This window comes from Streptomyces sp. NPDC006265, from assembly GCF_040613555.1.
Classification (GTDB): Bacteria; Actinomycetota; Actinomycetes; order Streptomycetales; family Streptomycetaceae; genus Streptomyces.
This window is the reverse complement of record NZ_JBEXSH010000666.1, coordinates 1-5,152: the sequence shown is the minus strand read 5'-3', so window position 1 is coordinate 5,152 and position 5,152 is coordinate 1. Positions and strand designations below refer to the sequence as shown.

The following is a 5,152-nucleotide window of genomic DNA, read 5'->3' as shown; positions in this document are numbered from 1 at the left end:
GCTGCCTTCCCGAACCGCTCGGAGTTGCCCCCATGAAGCCTCATCGCAGTAACACCTCGCCACCCCCGGTCGCCGGGATGTCTCACGGGTGTCAGCCGACGGGGCTCTTCTGGGCGTCCGGGACCTGGGGCAGCCAGTGCACGGCGTCGTCGCGGAAGGACTGATTGATCGGCACGAGGTCGGCGCCGCTGGTGTCGTCCAGAGCCGTGACGACGATGCCGAGCTCCGGGACGCCGTTGTCGATGGCGGCGAGGCGGCTGCCGCAGGCCGGGCAGAAGCTGCGCTTGGCCTCGCCCTCGAACGTCTCGAACCAGATCTGCTCGCTCTCACCGGTCCAGGTGACGTTCTCGGGGGCGAAGCCGGCCCACCACATCATCGGGCTGCCGCCGAGCTTTTTGCAGTGCGGGCAGCTGCAGGTGTGCGGGTAGACGGCTTCGCCCTTGACGGTGAAGCGGATCTTGCCGCACAGGCATCCGCCGGATCGCTCCTGGGCGGCGGCGACGATGTCGGGGGTGGCGTTCATCAGTTCATCTCCGAGGCACGGCGGGCGAGTTGAGCCCACCAGTGTGTCATCCCCTCGGTGATCGTCAGCCAGCCGTCGAGGGCCTGGGGCAGGTCGATGTGGAAGAGTTCACTCTCCTTGATGAACCTGGCCAGGCCCTCGATGTGGGCGGCCTCGACGCTCATGCCGCCGACCTGGGCGGCCTCGTGCTCGTCGTCGAGGTGGAGGTCGTAGTAGTAGTGCAGGGCCTTGAGTTCGCTGCCGCTGCGGCTGATGGTCAGCTCGCCGTAGCGGTTGGTGATGTCGCGCAGGATCTCGGTTTCGGCGATCGCCACGGCCTCGGTGGCGTAGTAGGCGCCGGCGATGTGGCTGGGCATGTGCGAGCCGACCATCCACTGGTGGAGGTTGACCAGGGTCTCGGTTTCGGGGGCGGGAACGTGGCCGTTGACGAGCAGGCCGAGGTCGGAGAGGAGCGCGTTGGTGTAGAGGACGTAGTGCGCGGGCACCTTGCCGCGCTCGCCGCCCTCTTCCAGGTGGTTGCGGCGCAGTTCGTGGGCGAGCTCGGGGCAGTAGCCCTCCACGGCGGTGGCGGCCGCCTTGAGGTACTGGGCGTTGTAGCGGGCGAACACCGAGAGCTCCTCGATGTACATCCGGGCCTGGCGCTCGTTGAGATCGGCGGCACCGACCTTCTCGGCGATCCGCGCGTACGCCCAGTCGACCAGCGGGGCCAGGTGCGCGGTGACCAGGGCGGTGCCGGAGGTGAACTTGCCCAGCAGGGTGCCGTTGACGGCGCTCTGCGTTTCGGGGTGGGCCTTCAGATAGGCCTGGACGAGGCTGTTGTCGGGTGTCATGCGTCGGCGTCCTTGGGGTCGGCGGGGCGGGGGGTCAGGTGCAGGCCGCCGGTGGCTCCTAGGGCGCGGACGGCCGTCAGGAGCTCGGCGTTGTCGGGCAGGACGAGGGTGTCGCCGCGGTTGAGGGCGGTGACGGTGTCCTGGTCCAGGCCCGCGCCGTCGAGGGCGACGCCCACCTGGTGGCCGCGCAGCAGGACCTGGTGGGCGTCGCCGTCGTCGTCGAGCAGGGTGGTCACCTGGTAGGGGGCGATCACGCGGATCTCGGCGCCCGGCGTGACCTGCTCGGGGTCGAAGGCGTTCGCGGCTTCCTGGCGGGAGAGGTCGCCCTCGACGAGTTCCCAGCCGCCGTTGCTCAGCAGCGTGGCCCACCGCCGCTCGGCATGCTGGCGGGCGGCGCCGCGGACGCGGTCGGCGGCGACGGTCAGGAGTTCGCGGCCGACGCCGGCCAGTCGGTCGGCGACGGCCCCGGGCCCGGTGGTCGTGTCCGCCATCGCGGAGGGCTCGTTGAGCGGGTCGTCGGGCCCGTCCCCGGATAGGTCGGCGAGGACGTCGGGGATGATGCGGCTCTGCAGGATCTGCGCGTACGGGTAGGTGTACAGCGGCATGGCCACCGAGACGGAGAAGGTGTCCTGGGTGCCGACGTGGAAGACCCGGCGGGGTAGGAAGAGGGCGTCGCCCGGCTCCAGTAGGAAGTGCTCGGCCTCCTCCAGCAGCGCGCGGTAGTCGCCGAAGGTGGGCTCCTTGCCGCCGGTGAGCTTCTCGTACTGCTCGGCGGGCCAGCAGTAGAAGTTCTTGGCGTTGGGGCCGAGGTGGACGAGGAAGGCGTCCTCGTAGCCCTCGTGGATCCCGAAGGCGGTGCCGGCGTAGTTCCCGGCGAAGGCGACCTGCTCGGCGCCGCCCAGCGGCAGGCCCCACCCGTCGATGAGGGTCTTGAGGAAGGTGCCGAGGCCTGCGGCGAGGGCGGGGCTGACGGTCTCCAGGTTGTTGACGACCAGGGAGAAACGCTCAGCGCCGGCGAGGTCCTGCATCCACGGCACGAAGGCGTCCACGCCCCCGTCCCAGGACGGGGCGGTCAGCGCCTGGGGCAGGAGGTCGTCGCGCCGGGCCTCGCCGACGTAGACGCGGGCATGCGCCTTGATGTCGGTGCCTGCGGCGTGGGCCCGGCGGATGGCCTCGAACCCCGTCAGGACGTCGTCCGGGCCGGCTGCGGTGGCGGGGATGATGCCCTTGAACAGGAAGGGCGTGGTCCGCCCGGTGGTGTGGTCGGGGAAGGTGCCGGTCCAGAAGGTCTGGTCGGGCGGCCAGGGGTAGGCGGTGTCCATCGAGGATCTCCTGACGTCGGGGCGGACTGCCGTGATCGGGAAGGCGGGGCGCGGTGACGGGGCGCCGGGATCAGCTGAGGTAGTCCTCGGGGCCGCCGCGGCGGACGGTGTCGAGCGTGAAGCAGTGGTAACCGCCGCCGAACAGCCGCCGGTGGCGGTGCCGAACCGGGACGACGGTGAAGCCGCGGGCCTCCAGGACCTTGATCAGCTCCGGGTACAGGGAGTTAACGACGACGGTGTTCTCGTCGACGGACAGGAGGTTGATGTCCATGTACCGGCTGCCGATGGGGATGACGAAGCCGAGGTCGCTGTAGTCAGGGAAATTGCGGTCGTCGGTCTCAGGGGCGTAGATCACGTCCCAGGACTGCATGGCCTCGGGCAGGAACTTCAGGTACTCCGGGGAGCGCAGCAGCATCAGACCGGGGCGCAGCGGAACCAGGACGCTGTCGATGTGGTTGTCGGCCATGGCGTCCAGGCGGTGGAAGCGCAGGTCGCGCAGGTTGTCACGGAGCCAGCGCAGGGCGAGCTCGTGGTTGTGGTTGGCGACGTTGACCAGGACGTCGCGGCCCAGGCGCATGCACTGCGCGCCGTCGAAGACCATCTCCAGGCCCAGGCCCTCGATCGTGCCGGCCCTCTCGTTGTCGGTGGCGCGGGCGACGTCCAGGCCCTGGCGGGTGAAGTAGCTGGTGTCCAGGGAGCCGCGGGCCAGGGCGGGCCGGGGCATGGAGAGCCAGTTCGCGCCGCCGTCCTCGTAGTAGCGGTAGAAGACCGGCTTGAGCAGGTCGTTCTCGAAGGCCCTGGCGCGTACGTGGGGCGCGGTCTCCACGATGGTGTTGCCCAGGATGATGGTCTGGTCGCGGACGTTGAGGGGCGGGGTGGCCCGGGCGTCCCAGTGCGGGGAGCGGATGTCGACGTCCTTGCCCGGCGCCGCGGGCCGCAGGACGTTCACGCCGCACCCGGTCAGGGCGTCGGCCAGGCCGGCGATGTCCTCGTTGAGCTCGTCGACCAGCTGCGCGGGGATCGGCAGGAGCTCTTCCCCCGACGGACTGGTGTGCCGGCCAAGGACGGGGGCGACGTTGTCGTAGAAGAACAGCCGCCACGAGGTGTCGGTGTGGTGGGCGTCGTAGTGATCAGCGCGGCCGAGAACCACTTCATCGAGCCGGGTGAACTCGTCGAAGCTATTCAGGGCCGGCGGGGCAGGCGCGGGCTGGAGCATGGTGGGCCGCCTCCTCGGCGGCGGGCGACGGCATGCCCCTGCCTCCGGCGCGCGGGTGCGCGCCGGGAGGGGCGGTGCCGTACGGGGTTCGGTGGTCGGATTCGGGGCGAGGTCAGGCGGCCGAGGCGTGCCGGTGCGGGGTGCAGGCGGCGCCGGGGGCGGCGAGCCGGGCGATGATGTCCTCGATCACGCACGGCTGGTCGGGAGTGGAGCGCCGGCGGAAGAAGTAGCCGGAGCACCAGGGAACTTCACCGAAGCGCGGTAGGTGCTGCGCGGTGAGGGCGCGGGCCTCGGGCAGGCGCCGCCAGGGGATCTGCGGGCACCAGTGGTGGACGGGGTGGTACATGTCGTCCAGGTGGCCGCCGAGCAGGTGCCGGGTGAGCCAGTGCGAGGTCCAGCCGCGGGTCTGCAGGAGGATGTCGTCGTTCTCGATCAGTCCGGCGTGGTTGCCCAGATCAGTGACCCAGGTGACCACGGGCCGCACCAGGACGAGGGGGAGCAGCCAGTAGAGCAGGAGGTACGGCACGCCGCCCACGGGCCACAGTGCGGCAACGACGCCCGCCCAGATCAGGGCACGGGCGGCCAGGGCCCGCCACGCCTCCCCCGGCGCGCGGGTGAGCAGGGTCAGCACCGCGGTCTTCGGCAGGCGCCACACGGCGTTGCGCACGATGACCCGCAGGACGAATGCGCTCCGGCTGGGCGCCCGGCCGGCGGCACGGATGTTGCCCGCGCGGTAGGACTGGAACATCGGATCGTCGTCGGAGCCGAGCTTGGCGTGGTGCACGTAGTGGCTGCTGCGATACGGCGCGAAGCCCTCACCGAGCAGTCCGGTCAGCAGGTATCCGATGATCCGGTTGCCGCGTCGTGTGGCCATGAGTTTGGAGTGCACGCACTCGTGTCCGAGGTTGGACAGATGGCGCTGACGGAAGCCGATGTAGCAGATGGCGAGCAGCGGGCCAACGACGTGGCCGATGGTGTGGCCGGTGATCGCTGCGGCGGCGATCGCGATGATGTCCCAGGCGATGTCCCACAGTCCGATGGTCGGGCGGCCACAGAGCTTTTCCAGGTCGGTGATGAGCTGCTGGCCGAGGGCCTTACGCACGGGGCCGGAGGCTCCGGTGCCGTTGCGGGTCCTGCTGGCGGCGGGGCTGCCCATCAGGTCCTCCAGTCGGGTGTGGGGCGAGGTGGGGAGGTGCCGTGCTCCGGCGCGCCCGCGGCTGGGCAGCGCACTGTCGTGCGCACCGTTGGCGGGCGCGCCGGA

At 70.6% G+C, this 5,152-nt stretch carries 5 protein-coding genes; all 5 read right to left on the bottom strand.

Going from position 1 to position 5,152, the window contains the following annotated elements:
- Positions 1-91: 91 nt before the first annotated feature.
- Positions 92-523 carry a GFA family protein gene (locus ABZ281_RS36920; RefSeq protein ID WP_356662411.1) on the bottom strand — a complete coding sequence of 144 codons (432 nt, stop codon included), beginning with the start codon at positions 521-523 and terminating at the stop codon, positions 92-94.
- Positions 523-1,353: a DUF3865 domain-containing protein gene (locus tag ABZ281_RS36915; protein WP_356662410.1), complete on the bottom strand. Its 831-nt coding sequence runs from the start codon at positions 1,351-1,353 to the stop codon at positions 523-525. Before ABZ281_RS36915 ends, ABZ281_RS36920 begins: the two co-directional genes overlap by 1 nt.
- Positions 1,350-2,675 carry a cupin domain-containing protein gene (locus ABZ281_RS36910; RefSeq protein ID WP_356662409.1) on the bottom strand — a complete coding sequence of 442 codons (1,326 nt, stop codon included), beginning with the start codon at positions 2,673-2,675 and terminating at the stop codon, positions 1,350-1,352. The genes ABZ281_RS36915 and ABZ281_RS36910 overlap by 4 nt, the downstream gene beginning before the upstream one ends.
- Before the next feature lie 70 nt (positions 2,676-2,745).
- On the bottom strand, positions 2,746-3,891 hold the full coding sequence (locus ABZ281_RS36905) for an inosamine-phosphate amidinotransferase 1 (protein WP_356662408.1): 1,146 nt from the start codon (positions 3,889-3,891) through the stop codon (positions 2,746-2,748).
- A gap of 112 nt (positions 3,892-4,003) precedes the next feature.
- Positions 4,004-5,152, bottom strand: a 1,149-nt coding sequence (locus tag ABZ281_RS36900; RefSeq protein WP_356662407.1) for a fatty acid desaturase, incomplete at its 5' end; no start/stop codon positions are given.